The sequence below is a fragment of the Sandaracinaceae bacterium genome, assembly GCA_020633055.1.
Classification (GTDB): domain Bacteria; phylum Myxococcota_A; class Polyangia; order Polyangiales; family Houyiibacteriaceae; genus JADJJE01.
In genome coordinates this window covers 1,157,877-1,174,658 of the sequence record JACKEJ010000004.1, presented here as the reverse complement: position 1 = coordinate 1,174,658, position 16,782 = coordinate 1,157,877, and the positions used below count along the sequence as shown (strand labels likewise).

General features: G+C 69.7%; 12 protein-coding genes. 4 read left to right on the top strand and 8 right to left on the bottom strand.

The features are described from left to right. Window positions 1-39 precede the first annotated feature (39 nt). From cas7e to H6726_04885, 5 genes are all read right to left on the bottom strand, one after another. Window positions 40-1,263, bottom strand: a complete 1,224-nt coding sequence (gene cas7e, locus H6726_04905; protein ID MCB9656971.1) for a type I-E CRISPR-associated protein Cas7/Cse4/CasC — start codon at window positions 1,261-1,263, stop codon at window positions 40-42. Between the two features lie 52 nt (window positions 1,264-1,315). Next, window positions 1,316-1,882, bottom strand: coding sequence for a type I-E CRISPR-associated protein Cse2/CasB (locus H6726_04900; GenBank protein MCB9656970.1), 567 nt, complete (start codon window positions 1,880-1,882; stop codon window positions 1,316-1,318). A 26-nt stretch (window positions 1,883-1,908) separates the two neighbouring features. Then, complete coding sequence (locus tag H6726_04895) at window positions 1,909-3,486, bottom strand: type I-E CRISPR-associated protein Cse1/CasA (protein ID MCB9656969.1); 1,578 nt, start codon at window positions 3,484-3,486, stop codon at window positions 1,909-1,911. After that, the gene (gene cas3 / locus H6726_04890; GenBank protein ID MCB9656968.1) at window positions 3,479-6,139 is read right to left on the bottom strand and encodes a CRISPR-associated helicase Cas3'; all 2,661 of its coding nucleotides are present in this window, start codon (window positions 6,137-6,139) and stop codon (window positions 3,479-3,481) included. The genes H6726_04895 and cas3 overlap by 8 nt, the downstream gene beginning before the upstream one ends. Window positions 6,140-6,300: 161 nt before the next feature. After that, window positions 6,301-7,248 (bottom strand): WYL domain-containing protein, encoded by a 948-nt coding sequence (locus tag H6726_04885; GenBank protein MCB9656967.1) that lies wholly within the window; start codon window positions 7,246-7,248, stop codon window positions 6,301-6,303. 166 nt (window positions 7,249-7,414) lie between these two features. Between H6726_04885 and H6726_04880 the strand changes: the two genes are divergently transcribed. From H6726_04880 to H6726_04865, 4 genes are all read left to right on the top strand, one after another. After that, window positions 7,415-9,019, top strand: coding sequence for a DUF262 domain-containing protein (locus tag H6726_04880; GenBank protein MCB9656966.1), 1,605 nt, complete (start codon window positions 7,415-7,417; stop codon window positions 9,017-9,019). Next, a complete protein-coding gene (locus tag H6726_04875; protein MCB9656965.1) occupies window positions 9,016-10,269 on the top strand; it encodes a HipA domain-containing protein in 1,254 nt (417 codons plus the stop codon). The genes H6726_04880 and H6726_04875 overlap by 4 nt, the downstream gene beginning before the upstream one ends. A 196-nt stretch (window positions 10,270-10,465) precedes the next feature. Beyond that, window positions 10,466-11,107, top strand: a complete 642-nt coding sequence (locus H6726_04870; protein MCB9656964.1) for a TetR/AcrR family transcriptional regulator — start codon at window positions 10,466-10,468, stop codon at window positions 11,105-11,107. Next, a complete protein-coding gene (locus H6726_04865; protein MCB9656963.1) occupies window positions 11,104-11,997 on the top strand; it encodes an alpha/beta hydrolase in 894 nt (297 codons plus the stop codon). Before H6726_04870 ends, H6726_04865 begins: the two co-directional genes overlap by 4 nt. Window positions 11,998-12,036: 39 nt before the next feature. Here the strand turns inward: H6726_04865 and H6726_04860 are convergent, their stop codons facing one another. The 3 genes from H6726_04860 to H6726_04850 form a co-directional block, all read right to left on the bottom strand. Further along, window positions 12,037-12,720 (bottom strand): hypothetical protein, encoded by a 684-nt coding sequence (locus H6726_04860; GenBank protein MCB9656962.1) that lies wholly within the window; start codon window positions 12,718-12,720, stop codon window positions 12,037-12,039. 246 nt (window positions 12,721-12,966) lie between these two features. Beyond that, window positions 12,967-14,112, bottom strand: a complete 1,146-nt coding sequence (locus H6726_04855; GenBank protein ID MCB9656961.1) for a potassium channel protein — start codon at window positions 14,110-14,112, stop codon at window positions 12,967-12,969. A 123-nt stretch (window positions 14,113-14,235) separates the two neighbouring features. Further along, complete coding sequence (locus H6726_04850) at window positions 14,236-16,755, bottom strand: cation:proton antiporter (GenBank protein ID MCB9656960.1); 2,520 nt, start codon at window positions 16,753-16,755, stop codon at window positions 14,236-14,238. Window positions 16,756-16,782 lie beyond the last annotated feature (27 nt).

Here is a 16,782-nt window from a genome sequence, read left to right as displayed (position 1 = left end):
ACGACAGGAGGGGCGCATCGAAACGCAGCAGCAGGACCTTCATCCTCGCACCATGGAGGCGCAGAAATCCGCGAGCTGGTCGAGTGAGCCCTTCTCGCCACCCAGCTTGCCCAGCGAGTCCGTCGAGCGAATGGCCACGTAGCGCCGCTCGGTCTTCTTGCCGTAGGCATCGTCGACGTCCGCCACGTAGGCGGCCAGCTGGTCGTAGGCGCTACGAAGGATGTCGTGGTCCGCGCGCACCGGCGCATCGAACGCGTTGGCCAACGTCCGGGGCTGCGCGGTCCCCCACTCGGCCATCACGAAGTGCGAGTAGGCGTAGGGCGCGGTCGACCCAAGCTTCGCCCCGGGCGTGACTGTCGGAATGATGTGCGCGAGCCGCCGTACCACCTCCGCCGCGAGCGCACGGTCGCGCTCGGTCCAGAGCTTCCGGTCGCCGCCCTCCAGGTTCGACACCAGGAGCGGGACATCGACGACGACGTACCCGTAGTACAGACCGCTCGTCAGCTCCGTGTTGCCGATGTGACCGCTCCCCAAGGCATCGTCCCCCTCCGCGAGGTCGTCCATAGCGGAGAAGTAGTCCGACTCCGAGTCCTCCTTGTGCACGGTGAAGGCGTGCGCCACATGGATCGCAGCATCTGCGCGTGCGAGATGGTCGCTGGTCACCATGCGACCGAAGAGCGCGGCATCGAGACCGGCGCCCTGGCGGAGGGTCTTGAGGTTGTTGAGCTGCTCCTTCGTCAGCACGGCCTTGGTGGCCTTCTCAACGGAGGCCTCGTCCTTCGCCTGCGCCGCGATCTCCTTTCCGAGCGTGAGCATGAAGTCGAGTTCGGGCTTGCCCAGTACCGTCACCTGACCAGTCTGAATGGCATCACGCTCCGCATCGGCGTCGTCCTGCTTCTTGCCCTTCTTCTCAGTCTTCGCCTTCTTCGCCTTGGCGCTCTCCCCCAGCACGGCGGCCATCAGCCGGTCGGTCACCGCTTCAGCGACATCCTGTGCGACCCCCCCATCGACGAGCGGTTGGTACACGTGCCGCTCGAACGAACGCCGCGAGCGCACGGCCATCGGGACGATGGTGCCTCCGATCTCGATGGAGTCGATGGATCCTTCCCCGTCGAACGTGCGCCAGTGCCGCTTCAGGCACTGGGAGGAGATGCGGGTCCGCGTCGCGCCGCCGAACGGCAGTCGCTTCGCGAAGCCGACATCGTCACGATTGAGGAGCGAGGCGGGGTAGGACGTGAGCGTGTGAATCTGTAGAAATGACATGGAGCTTCCTTCGGTCTGAGAACGAACGTAGTGAGATGGGGACGAGAACGACTTAGTCCTGGGTGGCCCGCACGCGATAGAAGTCGCGCGCGACCCTGCGGCGGACGTCATCTCCGTCTTCGAGATGGAATCGAAACGTGGGATGCGGCGCCGAGACGATCAGCGCAGCCAGATCGAGCGCATCGAAGCTCAGCGCCTGCTGCACGAGCGGGGCAATCGCCGCTCGAGACGCAGGATCGATAGCGTCACCCTCGGCCCGCAAGAGCCGCACGAACCGCGCCTCCGCGAGGCCCGCGTCTGCGAGCGCAGCCCCAAACTTCGGCCCCCGTACGACGTGTTGTCCGGCCGTCCGCGCGAGCAGGTGGACCACCCGCGCCCAGCGTCGCTCGGCCTCGCTGAGCTGCGCTTCGCCGCCACGCGGCAGGACGTCGCGCAGCATCATGCTGGCAAGTTTGTAGAACACCGGCGACCGCGCTCCATCTTCGCGCCGGAGAGAGGCGACGTCACCTCGAGTCAGCGGACCGCCCTCCGCGTCGTCGACCGCGCGAGACACCGCCCGGACGGCGGCGGCGAAGCGCTTGAATGGACTGTCCTCAGTGCCCTCAGGCACCGTCGGCACTACTTCTTGGACTTCTGTTGTATCGGTCACGACTGGGTCTCCTCGCCATGGGATGGGGTGGACGTGGCCTCGAAGGCCCGGGGGAAGTTCTTCCGCATGCCGCCCGCAAAGCGGGCTTCCGCCGCCGCAATGGCGCGCTCACGTCGCGACGCGGAAGTAGGCAGGCTCTCGATCCCGCGCTCGAGCGTCGCCTCACCGATGGTCCGCAGGTACTGCTGATAGCCCACGTCGGCATCGTCTGCGTCGCGTTCGACGTCGGCGAAGAGCCTCGGGAAGAAGTCCTGGTCAATGAGTCGGTCCAGGTCATCGAGCAGCCAGTCCCCGCGATCGTCGTCGAGCCGGAGGTCGTCAGCGCCACCCTGCAAGAGCGCGCACACTGCGGGCTTGAGCACCTTCAGCCGCAGCGCCCGAGCGGCCTCGATGCGTCCCTTCGACAACACCCCGAGCTTCTCGCGCCCATCGGGGCGCGCAAACAGGCCACGAGACGCTGCCGGGACCAGGATGACCCGCTCGTGCAAGCCCTCGGTCTTGCCCTGCCCTCGCACCAGCGCTCGCGCGACGACCAGGGGCTGGCTTCCATCTGCGGCTTGAACAGAGAGCGCCGGCGGTCGCACCCAGTCGTCGTCGAACAGCAGCTGCGCCATGCGCGCGTAGTGGAGACCCGACGATGGGAGCGTGAGCGCCGCCCCGCGCGCCACGTCCACGGGCGTCCAGAGGTCACCTGTGTTGCCGAGCAACTCCTTGCTGGAGATGCGAGGCACCTTCGTAGACGTCATGCCCACGGACAAGCCGCGCTCCACCCGCAGGACACGCACGCGCCGACATACCTCGATGAAGAACGGGTCGAGGGCTTCCATCTCGAGGGATTCCGTGCCGTCCCACGGCGTGAGCCACACCAGCCCGAGTCCCGTCGCGCTGTAGGGCCGTGCATCGGAGAGCAGTGCATCGCGCTCCCGGAGCGCGACCGCCAGGTCCCGCAGGACACGCGGCGTCCAGCCGAGCGAAGGCGTGACCCCGAAGCCAGGCCGATTGCCGAACCCCCCGTTCATGCGCGCGACACCGTAGTTGTCGCGACCAGAGAACCCCTGCTGCGTTTGGAGCGAGATCAGAGCGAAGACCCAGTGCTCGATACGCGGCCGTTGGATGCGCGCCATCTTGACGTCGTGGTTCTTGGCGAGGACCAGCATGTCCAACGCGTCGGGCGTCGGAACGTCCTTGAACTTGTCGAGCGAGCCCTCCGGCACCGGCGGCTGCATGAAGGCGGGCTTTCCGAGGTCCGCGACGACGAGCTGAAAGGCCTCTGAGCAACCACCGTGCGCGCGCAGGGCCGCACGCCATCCCTCCTCGTCCTTGGGCACGTCACGCGCGGGAGCCCGCGACGCGACGAGCGCCATCAGCTGCACCACGAAAGCGTGCATCGCGTGTTGCTGATGGGGCATGAGCAGCGCGAGCTCGGCATCGTCGCCACGTGCGATTCGCGCCAACAGCCCCGCCAACGACAGGTGCGCGACGACGCCACGATCATCCGCGACGCTCAAGATGGGTCGCTCCAGCAGGTCGATGGGGTCGCCAGCCGGCAGTGCCTCGAGATCCGATTCATTCATCTGCTTCTGCTTCCGTGGTGTCTTGGTGGACGGTTGAGGCCTCGGGGGCACCGGCGTGGAGGCCCAGCCGGTCGTAGTGGAACGTGGCCAAGCGCCCGCCCTCCGCGTCGAGCGCATCGAACGTCACAACGCCGTCTGACAATGACGACACGCGTCCACTGACGGTCGCGGGCCAACCCTGCGCGAGCCAATGCGGCACCTTCACGCTCCGCACATGCGTCCCGAAGGCGCTGTCGAAACCCTGCTCGAACTCCAACAGGCGGTCCTCGGCGCCAAGCCGAGTGGCGACGCGCCGGACCGTATCGCGGTCTGGAAACCCGTACGACCCCATCTCGGTCGTTCGCTGGACCACGTGCCCGTCTGCCAGCTGGACCTTCGCGAAGCGCGCCCCGGTCGAAGTCATGGCGTGCGCTACCATGGCGGGACCACACCGCTCGACCACCGCGGCCAACGCCTCGGGGTGTGTCGCGCGCTCGACGAGCATGCGGTTGTCCTCCGGCACCTCCAGCACATCCCGTTCGACCATCAGGTCCCGGGTCGCCTCGAGAATGCGCATGTCCTCGTAGACCCGTCCATACCCATGTTGTCCACGCGCGACCCCGCGCGCATCGATGAACGCCACCATCGATCCGGGATCGAGGACGACGCAGGTGGCTGCGCGAAAGCCTTCAGGTCGCGCCGATGCTGGGCGTGCGTGCCGATGCACGCGGCCGATGCGTTGCAACAACACATCCATCGGGCACAGGTCTGTGATCAAGAGGTCTGCGTCCAGGTCGAGGCTCTGCTGCACCGTCTGTGTGGCAACCACCACCGAACCGACCGAGCGGTCCGCGTGCTTCCCCAGGCGCGCCTCGACCGCTTCGTCGAGCAGCCTGCGGTCCCCCTGCACGAACCGCGCGTGGTGGACCGTCGCGACGCCACGAACGCGAAACAAGCTGCCGTGATCCGCCGTCGTCACGAGATCTTCCAACGCACGCTGCGTTGCGACCGCGTCCGCGACGGTGTTGCGGAGCACGAGCACCTGAGCCCCACGACGGGCAGCGTCGAGCGCACGTTCCGCAACGGACTCCGCATCGTCGATGGCCGGCCAGAGCTCGATGGCGCATGTCTTGGCGTTGCCCGGCGTGAGCGCCGGAACCGTGCTGGGCTTCGTTCGCGTTCCCCCGTGGTGAATGGCGGGGTAGGGCGCGCCAATGGATTCGGCCAGCGCCAAGGGGGGGCGCTTGGGAAGCGGTGCCAAGGCTCGCGGTGCCGTGGCTCGCGCCATGAAACCTCGCTGCTCGGTCGTTCCCAGCGTCGCGCTCATCAAGAACGCGTGTCCCCCACACGCGAAATGGAACGCCAGCACCTGATCCAGCAGCTTGGTCATGTACGCGTCCGACGCGTGCACCTCGTCCACGACTAAGAGCAACCGCGAGAGCGACGTGGCCCGGAGATGCGCGTGGTCCACGACGAGCGTCGAGAGGAGCGCCTGATCGATGGTGCCCACCACTACGCTCCCCGCGAGGTAGCGCTTGGCGTGCTCTGTAGCCCACGTACGATCGCGATTCGTGCCCACATCCGGCCACTGCACGTTGAAGTTCGGCAGCGCCTGTCCGCTGACGTCGTCTACGCGCAAGTAGCCCGGGACCGCCAGCACGACGGGTGGCCGCGCTTCCGGCGAGAGCGCCTCGAAGGTGCTCGCGACAGCGCGGACGACGCGCTGGTGGATCTGCGTGGCGGACGTTCGGGTTGGAAGAGCGAAGTAAATTCCGTCGACGAGACCAGCGCGGAACAGCTGCGCATAGCGATGGAGCGCCGCTTCGGTCTTGCCCGAGCCCGTCTCCGCTTCGAGCACGGTGAGCGTCGCTTCGCCAACAGAAGGAATGGGAAGCTCCGATACGACGCATTGGGCGGGACGCGGGACAAACACAGCGTCTGGCGTCGAGAACACTTCATAGTCCGCACGACAAGCGGCACGAAGTCCCGCTGGCGCCAGGAACCGCGCCTGGACCACGCGCGCGGCCCGCTCACGCGCAAGCGGCATCGGGTCGCTGGTGTCCTGCGCATACTCGAAGACGCGTGCATCCGAGCCCAGCCAATCCGCCAGCATGACCAGGCCCGCGAAGAAGTGTTGCGCCGCTGGCTGGTCGGGCAGCTCGAGGTCAGGAATCGCCGTGTCGAACGCATTCGGGTACCAGCGCTCGACGGCACGCATGAGGCGCCGCATCCCATCGACCGGATCGAGCCCGTGAGCGGCCTCGAACCAGGCTGGATCGAACCCGGTTGCGTCACCAATTCGCTCGGGACGCCCGTGGTGGCTGATGGAAGCCGCGAGGTACGGTCCCCAGGCTGAACCGAAGCTGGCCAACGGCGCCAGCACGTCGAGCAGCTGGTCAAACACGCGACCCGAGGAGGACAACCCCTTCACGATGGGCGCGACGTGGCCACCCTGCGGAAGGCGGACACGGAAGGCCCGGTTCTGGAAGCAGATGCTGTACTTGCCCAGATCGTGGAGCGCCGCGATCACCACGAGCCGGTCGCGCACGACCGGATGCAGCGAGGCACCGCCGAACAGATGAGCCAAGCGGGCGCCGAGCAGGGTGTCTCGCAAGAGCGCTTCGCAGCACGCGGCCACATCCGCGCAGTGAGCCTCGAGCGGATGCCACGCCACGACCCGACCATCACCGTCGGACTGCAGCTTCCCCCAAAAGTCAGTTGGCTCGCCGTTCACCGCTCGTCTCCCGCCAGCTCATCCTCGGGAGCCTACATAGGGCCTGTGACGCAACCGCCTCACCGGTTGCGACGCACTGACCACTTGTTCCCCTTGTCGCGTCATCCCACACCCCCCGTCTCACCCACCACCCCCGCTGCCGCCTCCACCACCCGTCGCGCCTCGCGCCGCAGGTCCTCGTCGTCGTAGCGGACCACCGCGCCCCACGTGACCAGCTTTGCGGCCAGCTTGCCCAGCGCACCCGTCTGGCCGTGGACCAAGTAGCCCTCGTCGATGTCCTCCACGTGCAGGTCCTCGGGCAGGTCCTCGATCATCCAGCCCACCTCCGACGCGGGGCCCATCAGGCGAAAGCGCACGGACACCAGCGATCCGGGCGAGCGGAAGCCGTCTACCGCGCCGCTCAGCTGCTCCTTGATCTCGTCGTCGCTCAAGGGCCGGTGCTCGGCGCCGGGCACGGTGTGCACCGCGAGGATGCGATCCAGCCGGAAGCGCCGTGCGCGACCCGTGGTGTGGCAGCGCGCCAAGAGGTGCTGGTGCCTGTCCACGAAGCAGGCCGGGGAGCACACGCGCGACTCCACCGGGGCCTTGCGGCTCTTGCGGTACGTGAGCACCACGGCGTGGCTGTCCGAAGCGTCCTCGAGCGCGGCCATCATGCTCGACGAGAAGCCGGTGCCGTCCGCCACGTGCGCGGCCTGCACGCGCGCCACCATGTCGCGCAGGTCCGGGGTGGCATCCACCAGGTGCGCCAGCAGCCGGTCGTGGGTGCCGGTCGCCCCGCGGGCCACACGCCGCAGCAGGTCCACCAGCAGCTCACGGGGCAGATTCACCCCGTCGGGTAGCCACGACCGCGGCACGCTCCAGTACACGTGGGGGTGGTCCTTGTCGCTCACGAGCGGCACCCCGGCCGCTTCGAGCTCCTCGAGGCAGCGCTTCACGGTCTGCGTCGAGACCCCCACGTGGCGCGCCAGCTCGGCCTGTTTCCAGGTGGGCTCGTCCAGCAACGCCGCCAACACCCTCAACGCTGTCTCTGTGCTCGAACGCGCGCCCATGTCGCCTCTCCCCTCGCCGGCTCGCTCCGTGCAGCCAGAGAGAAAAGCGACGGTATCGACCGCCCTCCCATGCGTCAACGCTCAAGAGCCGCGCCGCCTGCCCTGTGGCGACCGACGCATCCTTTGGATCCCACGAGACCCTTCGCGTAAGGTGATGCTCACCCGCATGTCCACCCCGCTCCCTGCGCTGGCCGCCGAGAACAAGACCATTCCCGAGCTCACCAGCTGGGTCTTGGCAGGACACCTGCGTATCGTCGTGCCCCAAGCGCTGCTGGTCTGGAAAGCCAGCGACGTCCTGAAGCTGCTCGACAGCGTCTACCGGGGCTACCCCATCGGGTCGCTGCTACTGCATCAGCGACCCGGTCCGGCCAAGCGCTTCGAGCTCGGTCCGCTCGTCATCCACGCGCGGGAGGAACAGCACGCACTCGATGTCGTCGATGGTCAGCAGCGCCTCGTGAGCCTGACGGCCAGCTTGGCGCGACCTTCCCCCCTGCCGCGCACCCCGACGGACCCGTACGTGGTGTACTTCGACGCGGCGCAAGACAGCTTCACCGCGCCACCGAAGCGCGGGGTCATCCCGACCTGGTGGGTCCCCGTGAACGAGCTGCTGGATGGCCCACGCCTGGAGCAGTGGATCGCGCGCTGGAAGCACGGCACAGACCCCGAGCTGAGCCGCACCGTACGCACGGCGGGCGCGCGCATCCGCGCGTACGAGGTGCCCGCCTACGTGGTGGACGTGGGCCCGCACGAGTCGGACGTGCTGCGCGAGATCTTCCACCGCGTGAACAGCGCCGGAAAGCGCCTGTCGTGGGAGGTGGTCCACGACGCGCTCTACGGCCAGCAAGAGGCCGATTCTCCCTCGACCCTGCGAGGGCTCGGCGACGCGCTCGCTCGGCAAGGCATGGGACGGCTCCCGTCCAGCGACCTGCTGCGCTGCTTGGTGGCCCTCGAAGGACATGACGTGACGCGCAGCCTCGACGCGCATCACCGCCACGATCCGGCGTTCCTCGCGGGTACTGCCGAAAGAGCACGCCCTGCGCTCGCGCGCGTGCTGGACTTCCTCCGTCAGCACGCCGGAGTGCCCCACCTGCATCTGCTCCCACGCACGACCGTGCTCTCGATCCTCACGCGCTTCTTTCACCTGCACCCAGAGCCCAGCGCGCGGTCGCTCACGCTGCTGTCGCGTTGGGTGTGGCGCACGCTGCTGAGCGACTCGCCCTTGGACGATCGACGCTTCGAACGCACTGGGGTGCGCATCGTGAGCGCGCACGAAGAGGAGACCGTGCGCCAGCTGCTGGCCCTGGTAGGGAAGCAGCCGACCGTGCCCACCGTCCCGCAGCGCTTCGACGCTCGCGCGGCGGAGAGCCGACTGTGCGTGCTCGCGCTGGCGAGCCTCCACCCGCGCGACCTCGTGACGGCACAGCCGCTCGACGTGGCCGCGTTGATCGACTCGGAGCGCACGCGCGCGTTCCGGCGTCTTGTCGGTGGCAAGGGACAGCTTCAGGGGAGCCCCGCCAACCGCGCGCTGCTACCGGGCGCGGGCATCGCCCGATCCGCGTTGTCGACCACGGCATACGACGCCACCGTCATGGCCTCCCACGCCATCTCGGAGGAAGCGCACCACGCGCTGCGCCGGGGGGAGGTGGGCACGTTCCTCGCGCTCCGAGAGGCCACCCTCAACGCCGTGTTGCAGCCGTTCACCGAGCGCATGGCGGCGTGGACCCTGTCCGACCGCCCGTCCATCGACTACTTGCTGCAAGCGTCTGCATGACCGCCGAGTACGAGGTGCGCTTGCATGGCTTGGTGGTGGGGACCCTCGCCGAGGACCCTCGCGGCCGCTGGTCGCTGCGCTTCACCGACGCCTACCGAAGCCACCACCCGCGTCCCGTGCTCGGCCAAAAGTTCGAGGACGATCTGACCCGTGCCTACCGGGGCAAGGACCCAGGCGACCTTCCGCCGTTCTTCGCCAACCTCGTGCCCGACCAAGAGGGCGAGCTGCGACCCGTCCTCGAGCAAGCCCTCGGACTCGCCCCCGGCGATGACCTGTCGCTGCTCAGCGCGCTGGGGCGCGACCTCCCTGGCGCCGTCGAAGTGCGGCTGCTGAGCGCGTCGGGCGTCGAGGAGCCTTCGCACCTCGACGATGCCATCGGGCCGGCCGTGCCCGGCGCGCGCGACCAAGAGTCCATGCGGTTCTCTCTGGCAGGTGTGCAGCTCAAGTTCTCCGTGTTGCTCGCGGAGGAGAAGATCTCCCTGCCAGCTCACGGTGCCCTTGGCGAATGGCTGGTCAAGCTGGACTCGAAGCGCTTTCCCAAGATCCCAGAGAACGAAGCCGCGATGATGCGTTGGGCACGGGAAGCGGGCTTCGACGTGCCCGAGTTTCGACTCCTGTCAGCCACCGACCTCGCGGGCAGCTTGGGCGCATACGCGCCGCCGGACACCTCCGTGTTGGCGGTGCGCAGGTACGACCGTACGCCAGCCGGAGGCAAGGTCCATCAGGAGGACTTCGCGCAGGTCGTGAACCTCGCACCCCTCCACCGCTACGACCACGTCAGCTACGACCAGATGGCCCGCATCATCGAGCAGATCATGGGTGGACCGGCTCGCGACGAGTTCATTCGCCGCCTGGTGCTGATGGTCGCGTGCGGCAACGGCGACGCACACCTCAAGAACTGGTCGTTGCTCTATCGCGACGCGGTGCGGCCTTCCCTTGCGCCGCTGTACGACCAGGTGGCCACGGTAGCGTGGCCCGAGCTGTCGCGTACGCTGGCGCTCAACCTGGCATCCACCAAGCCGTTCTCGCAGCTGGACGCGGCCACCTTCGACCGGTTGGCGGGACGCATCCAAGTCAGCCCAGACCATGTCCGGGGGCTGGTCGACAGCACGCTGGCGCGGCTCGCCGGAGCCTGGAAGACCGTCGTCGCGGCTCGTGATTTCTGTCTGCCCGAAGACCACCGTGAGCGGCTCATGGAGCATTGGCGAGCGACGCCTCTGTTGCGCACCAGCGCTCTGGTCCGCGCGTGAGACAGACCACGTCTCGACCCCAGCGAGCGGGCAACCCCACGGGTGTCGTGGTTCTAGCGGAGCTCGACGAGCGTCGCTCGCCGTTCGTGTGCCCAGCCTCGCATGCGCCGCAGCACGCCCGCCCTTGACCCGCGCGCCGCCGACCCCTACGCTCCATTTCGTTGAACACGTTCAATGAAATGGCCCCGCACGCCCCGTGACCCCGTCCCGTCCACCACCCCCCAGCGCCCCCGCGAACCAACGCGAAGCCGCCAAGCAAGCCACGCAGCAGGCCGTCCTGGCCGAGGCGCGCAACGCCTTCGACGAGCTGGGCTTCGAGCGTGCCAATCTGCGCGAGATCGCCGCGCGCGCGGGCGTGTCGGCGCCCACGGTGCTGCACTACTACGGCGACAAGCGCGGGCTGCTGCACGCGGCGCTGTACGAGGACCTCGAGACCGCGCTCTCGGACGCCATCGAGGCCGCGCGACGCAAGCGCTCGCTCGCCACGCAGCTGGGCGCGCTCACCGCCGCGATGTTCGCGTTCTACGAAGCGCGCCCCGCGCTCTCACGGGTGGCGCTGAAGGAGTCCCTCTTCGCCGACCCGCCCTGGGCGCAGCGCTTCGCCGCCCAGACCGAGCGCGCCAGCCACGCCGTGGCCGCGCTGGCCGCACGCGCGCGCGAACGCGGCGAGCTGACCGCCGGCTGCGACCCCACTCTGCTGTCGGTCACCTACCTGTCCATCTTCTACTTCGCGCTCATCGCGTGGGTACAGCGCACGGTCTCGGACCCCACCGCGCTCGTCGCCCACCAAGTAAATCAGCTGCTGCGCAACCACTCGCCGAAGCGGAGAGACCCATGAGCACCTTGTTCAAGAACGCCGAGGCCCGCGAGCGCATGCTCGGCTGGTACGAGCGCATCCGCACCGACATCCCCGTCCCCACCACCACGCAGCGCGTGGCCACCTCGTTCGGTGAGACGCACGTGCTCAGCGCTGGCCCCGAAGACGCCCCCCCGCTGGTCATCCTGCACGGCGCCATGGCCACCTCCGCGCTGCTGCTGCGCGAGCTGGTGCACCTGACCGACCGCTTCCGCGTGCACGCGGTGGACGTGCTGGGCCAGTCGGTCATGAGCGCCGACACGCGCCTGCCGGTGAAGGGAGACGCCCACGCCCGGTGGCTCGGCGAGGTCCTCGACGGGCTCGCGCTCCCGAGCACGCTGCTGCTCGGCGTCAGCTGGGGCGGCTTCGTGGCGCAGCGCTTCGCCGCGTACGCGCCGGACCGTGTCGCGCGCCTGGCCCTCCTCGTGCCAGCGGGGCTGGTCAACGGCAGCGCGCTCGAGGGTGTGACCAAGCTCGCGTGGCCCATGGCGCGCTTCCGCTGGTCGCCCACCGAGAACAACCGCGACCGCTTCCTGGGCAACCTGCTGACCACCACCGACGACGACTGGCGCGACTACCTGAACGTCGCGTTCCAGAGCTACCGGATGAACATGGAGGTCCCGCCGCTGGCGCGCCCCAGCGACTTCGCCGCGCTCGCCGCGCCCGTGTTCGTGATGGCGGCCGAGCACGACCACAGCTTCCCTGGCGAGCGCCTGCTTGCGCGCGCGGCAGAGCTGTTCCCCACGCTCTCGCACGCCGAGCTGCTGGCGGGCGCCAAGCACAGCCCGCCCACGACGCCGGCCTTCCGGCGTGAGCTCGGCGCCAAGCTCCTGACCTTCTTGGAGCCCGCGAGCCAGTCCAGCGCGGCCTGAACGCGCCCGCCGGGGAAACCGTCGCGGAGCACCCCGCCGCTACGGCACCGCCACCCCGCAGCGCCCACGCGTCAGCGCCCGCAGGCGCCTCGCGTCGGGCCCGGGGAGCCCCCGCGTCACCCGCACGAGCGCCCGCGGCCCGGACACCACCCGACACAGCGCGCCCCCCACGCGGAGGTCCGGCGCACGAAAGGTGGCCTCGATGGAAGCGACCGCGTCGGTCGGGATGGCCACGCCGGCGGACTCCTGCGCGTTCAGCCGTGCCAGACGCGCGGCGTCGTCGGGCAGCGCAGCCAGCTCCACGCGCAGCTGCTCGGCCTCGGCCGCGCTCATGACGCGGCTGGGGGCTGCCGGCGCCGGCTGCATGGGGAAGTCGAGGTCCGGCAGCGGCACGAAGGTGAAGCGCACCGACGCCCGCACGTGCAGGCGACGCGGCCGCAGGGCCACGCGCACGATGGTGCGCATGCACGCCAGCAGGGGCGGAACGCGCGGCCCGACGAAGGGCTGGCTCCACACCACGCGCGCCACCCGGTGGCCCTCGGTCTCGATGCGCAGCGCCAGCGTGTGGAACGCGGTCTCGGCCAGCCCCGAGTCCAGCGCACAGCGCTCGAACGACGGCCGCGCCGCCTGGAGCGCCTCGATCATCCGGGTGTCGGGCGGCAACACGCGGGCCGACGCGGGCGGCGGGTGGAGCAAGACCACTGCACTGAGCACGGCGAGCATGCTGGCGCTCGTGACGACGAAGCCCGCGCGGCGCGTAACCCGCGCTCGCCGAGGTGGAGAGTGCGCCGGCCGCGCGTACCATGCGCCCAACGCGACAGCTCGGAGGAACATGCCCATGACCCGAGACTACTTGAAGACGGCCGCCCAGTTCGAGCAGCGCTCAGAGACGCACGTGGGCGGCCGAGATCGACCTCGAGTCGGCCGACTGAAGATGAGCGCGGCGCCACGTGGGCCGTCACGCCATGCTCAGCCGGCTTCGGCGGTGGACGCCCCGAGGGCCCGCTCGAGCGCGCTCAGCTGGGCGGGCGACCCCAGGGTGACCAGCGTCATGTTCGCGGCCAAGCGTTGGTCCGCGCCCGGGTTGAACAGGAACTCCGTCTCGCCCTCGGGGAGCAGGGCCAGCACGGGCAGCCCGAAGCGCTCGTGGGCGCCCAGCGTGGACAGGGTCTTGCCGTCCCAGGCCGCGCCGACGGGCATCTGTGCAAAGCGGATGGGCTCCTCGTGCCCACGCAGCATCAGGTCCAAGAAGCTCACCACCTGCGGCCGAAAGAGCTCCGACGCGAGGCGCATGCCGCCGATGGTGGACGCCGACACGACCGCGTCCGCGCCCGCCGCGCGCAGGTTCTCGCTGACCGCGTCGGCGCTGGCCAGCGAGACGATGCGCATGCCGGGGTGGGTCCGCAGCCGCTTGGCCGTGATGATGAGGAAGACGTTGTCCTTGTCCCCGGGTAGCGCCGCCGCGAGCCCCGCCGCGCGCTCGATGCCGGCCTGCAGCAACACCTCGTCGGTGGTGGCGTCCCCCAGGACCACCGGCACACCGCGCGTCGTCCGCAGCTGCTCGAGGCGCGCCTCGTCGATGTCCACCACGACCGCCGCGTGGCGCGTCGCCAGCAGCTCGTCGAGGATGACCTCGCCCGTCACGCCCCCGCCGCACACGATGAAGTGCCCGCTCAGCTTGCTCGTCTCGATCATCGATCGCCTCCTCGCCCAGTAGCGCTGCAGGTCGCCCTCCACCAGGAACGCCGTCCCCGACGAGACGGCGAAGCCCACCACCAGCATCGCGAACAGCACGACGCCCATGGTGTAGAAGCGCACGTCCTCGAAGTCCTCCATGGTCACGCCCTGCGGCAACGGCAGGGTCTCCGTGTAGCCGATGGTGGAGACCGTGATGACGGTCATGTAGAGGCAGTCGAAGGGGCGCCACGGCGCGGGGATGGCGGGCGCGAGCACCTCGTGCGCGTGCAGCTGCCCCAGGACCCAGTAGCCCGCCGAGCTGACGGTGAGCACGGTCACCATCGCGGCCGCCGACAGCCGCAGCCGGCGCAGCCCCCCTCCGAGCGGCGAGCGCACGTCACGCGGGAGCCGAGACCGAGAGCGCGGGACTTGCAGCACGCGTGCCTCACCCCTCTCCGCGTGACGAAGCGTCGCGCCGAGCCGCGCAAGAAGGCGCCATGCCAAGGTTGGCGCGCAAGCCTTGCGCGGACGTCCGTGGGTCCCGCGAAGGGCGCCTACACATCATGAGCTCCGCTCCTCCGCCCGCGTGGCGTTCGCGCGCGCGTGCTGGGTGTACGCCGTCCAGATGACGTCCCGCATGGCGGGGCGCTCCTCCATCGACCGCTCGAAGTCGGAGCGGGTCACGCGCCCCACCGTGACCAGCGTGAGCGCGCGCGCGCCGGCGTTGCGCGGCTCGCCCGACAGCAGCGACATCTCGCCCAAGACGTCGCCACCACCCAGCGTGGCGATGCGCTGCGGCTCGTCGCCGCCCTCGTCCAAGACCTCCACCGCGCCGCGCGCCACGACGAACATGCTGTCACCGGGGTCGCCTTGGTGGAACAGCCACTCGCCGGGGTCGACCACCTGCTCGACGGTGATCTCGGCGAGGCGACGCATGGTGTCGTCGTCGACCTCGCGGAAGAGCGGCGCGCTGCGGCACAGCTCCGCCGTCTCGCGCAGCGGCACCGTGGCGTCCTGGAAGTAGAGCCGCAAAAGGCGCTTCTGGACGTCCTTCGACGTCGCGAGGGCCAGCGACTCGGCCAGGCGCCCGTCACGGTCCAGCCCGGCGTAGGCTTGCTGCTCGAAGCCCAGCATCACGCGCTCGAGCAGGCGCCGCTCGATGGCCTCCGTCACTTCGGGCAGGTTCACGCGCAGGTCCTCGAGCGCCGCGCGCGCCTCGGCGTGGTATTCCCGGTACGCCGCCAGCAGCGACGCCTGCACGTCCGGTGGGAACTCGCCCTCGCGCTCGGCGAGCCAGCGCTCGGTGGCCGTCGCCGCGGTGACGCAGACCCGCGCGATGTCGTAGCGCACGCGCATGCGCCGGAACGCGTAGCGTCCGAAGGGCACACCCAGGTTGCGCAGCACGCGGTCGATCAGCCGCATGGAGGGTCGCGCGTCGAGGCGTGGCACGCGCTGGAAGTCGCCCGCCTCCACGAGGTCACCGTGGACGTCGAGCTCATGCTCCAGCCAGGTGAGCGCCTCCGCTCCCAGCGTACCGCTGGCGAACTCGCGACGGTACGTGCTGCGCTCGATGGCCAGGGCGGCGCGCCACGCGTTCTCGGCGATCTCGCGGGCGCCCGAGCGCGCGAGCACCTCGTGGGCGCGCCGCAGGTCGGTGTCCGCAGCGAGGCGGCGGGTCTGGAGCGCCGCCAACGCGGACGGCCAGGGCAACCCGCGGAGCCCGCCCCGCTGCGCGGCCTCGACAGCGCGCTCCTGCACGCTGGCGAGCGCCGAGACCTCGGCCGAGAGCGCGGCCACCGTCTCTGCGGGCCCCTCCTGCGCGAGCCCCAGGCGACGCAGCAGCCATCCCGTGGTGCTGCCGTTGACTACGATGGTCCCCAGCACCACCAGCACCGTCACCTGCAGGATCTGCTGCCCGACCAGCGGGTCCACATCGCTGCGCTGGCTGACCAGCAGCGCGAGCGCGAGGGACACGGCGCCCCGCAGCCCGCTCCACGCGATGAGCGTGGCCTGTCGCGCGTCGACCGGGCGCGCGACGGTCCGGTTGGCGAGAGGGAGCGCCGCGAACACCACGACGAAGCGCACCGCGACGACGCCCACGAACACGAGAGCCGACAGCCAGAGCGTCTCGAGGGACGAGACCCCCACGTTGGCGGCGACCAGCACGCCCACCAGGAAGAAGATCAGCGTGTTGGCCAGGTAGGCCAGCATCTCCCAGAACTCGTGCAGGAAGTGGGCGACGGACGGGCTGATGCGCGCCCTCCCGGGACCCGCCACCAAGATGCCCGCCGTCACGATGGCGAGCACGCCCGAGACGTGCAGCAGCGCCTCGGCCACGATCATCGCGGCGTAGGCGGTCACCACGGTCAGCGTGATCTCCACCAGCGGGTCGTTGAACGTGCGGTCGAGCCACGCGATGACGACGCTCCCCAGCGCGAGACCAACGCCGACGCCGCCCAGCACCACCCACGCGAAGTGCCCGAGCGCGTGCGCGGGGTCCAGCGCCTCGCCAGACACCCAGGCGCTCAACAGCACGGTGAACAGCACGATGGCGGTCCCGTCGTTCAGCAGCGACTCCCCCTCGATCAGCAGGCTGAGCCGCTTGGGGGCGCCCACCTCGCGCAGAATGGCCACGACCGCGACCGGGTCCGTGGCGCTGATCAGCGCGCCGAAGACGAGTGCGGCCGGCCAGGTCCAGCTCCAGGTGCCGTGGGTGAGCCCGACCACCAGCGCGGCCGTGAGCCCCGCCGCGACGAGCAGCGCAGGACCCGCGTAGATGAGCACGGCCCCCAGGTTCTTGCGGAACGCGTGCGGCTCGAGGGCGAAGGCGCTCTCGAACACCAGCGCCGGCAGGAACACGAAGATGACGAGGTCCGACGAGATGGGGTGCTGGTGCAGCTGCGCCAGCGTCTCCCCACCCACGGCCGACACGCGCAGGCCCACGCCGATGACCGCGCCGATCAGCAGCATGAGGATGGTGTACGGGAAGTTCAGGCGCTGACTGACTCCGCGCGCAAACGCCCCCAGCACCAACGTGAGGGTGACGACGAGGACGACGGTGAGCTCGGGACCGTGGTGCATGGGGACGGCGCTGGGCGTGCGTTCGTG

Excerpts from the sequence above, each read along its gene's own strand:
- cas7e (MCB9656971.1), bottom strand. The coding sequence starts at position 1,263 with ATGTCATTTCTACAGATTCACACGCTCACGTCCTACCCCGCCTCGCTC.
- H6726_04895 (MCB9656969.1), bottom strand. The coding sequence starts at position 3,486 with ATGAATGAATCGGATCTCGAGGCACTGCCGGCTGGCGACCCCATCGAC.
- H6726_04885 (MCB9656967.1), bottom strand. The coding sequence starts at position 7,248 with ATGGGCGCGCGTTCGAGCACAGAGACAGCGTTGAGGGTGTTGGCGGCG.
- H6726_04880 (MCB9656966.1), top strand. The coding sequence starts at position 7,415 with ATGTCCACCCCGCTCCCTGCGCTGGCCGCCGAGAACAAGACCATTCCC.
- H6726_04875 (MCB9656965.1), top strand. The coding sequence starts at position 9,016 with ATGACCGCCGAGTACGAGGTGCGCTTGCATGGCTTGGTGGTGGGGACC.
- H6726_04865 (MCB9656963.1), top strand. The coding sequence starts at position 11,104 with ATGAGCACCTTGTTCAAGAACGCCGAGGCCCGCGAGCGCATGCTCGGC.
- H6726_04860 (MCB9656962.1), bottom strand. The coding sequence starts at position 12,720 with ATGCTCGCCGTGCTCAGTGCAGTGGTCTTGCTCCACCCGCCGCCCGCG.
- H6726_04850 (MCB9656960.1), bottom strand. The coding sequence starts at position 16,755 with ATGCACCACGGTCCCGAGCTCACCGTCGTCCTCGTCGTCACCCTCACG.